The organism is Xenorhabdus sp. TS4 (genome assembly GCF_014467265.1).
Lineage (GTDB): Bacteria > Pseudomonadota > Gammaproteobacteria > Enterobacterales > Enterobacteriaceae > Xenorhabdus > Xenorhabdus ehlersii.
Genome location: NZ_NKHQ01000039.1, coordinates 1 through 442, shown reverse-complemented (window position 1 = coordinate 442; position 442 = coordinate 1). Strand labels below are relative to the sequence as shown.

Sequence of the window (442 nt, the reverse complement as noted above, 5' to 3'; positions counted from 1 at the left end):
TGGAGTTTTTGAGAGACTCATCAATGTTATCATTCAACAACATCGATTGTTTCAAATTTTCAGCTTGTTCCAGATTGTTAAAGAGCATAAATTTCACAACACACTGACTTCAATGTGTTCCGAAATAGTTTTTATTAAGAAGAGTCATGGTGGAGCTAAGCGGGATCGAACCGCTGACCTCCTGCGTGCAAGGCAGGCGCTCTCCCAGCTGAGCTATAGCCCCATTGAACCGGACAGAAAAGTTGGTAGGCCTGAGTGGACTTGAACCACCGACCTCACCCTTATCAGGGGTGCGCTCTAACCACCTGAGCTACAAGCCTATTCCGTTCCCGTCTCTTCTTCTATCAGACAATCTGTGTGAACACTCACATTTCACCATCTTCGGTTAAGGAGGTGATCCAACCGCAGGTTCCCCTACGGTTACCTTGTTACGACTTCACCC

Annotated in this window: 2 tRNA genes and 1 rRNA gene; all 3 read right to left on the bottom strand. The window is 46.8% G+C overall.

The features are described 5' to 3' along the window. Positions 1–147 precede the first annotated feature (147 nt). Positions 148–223, bottom strand: a tRNA-Ala gene (locus tag Xets_RS12720). A 20-nt stretch (positions 224–243) separates the two neighbouring features. Then, positions 244–320 (bottom strand) — tRNA-Ile (locus Xets_RS12715). 66 nt (positions 321–386) lie between these two features. Further along, a 16S ribosomal RNA gene (locus Xets_RS22595) occupies positions 387–442 on the bottom strand; the annotation flags it as partial.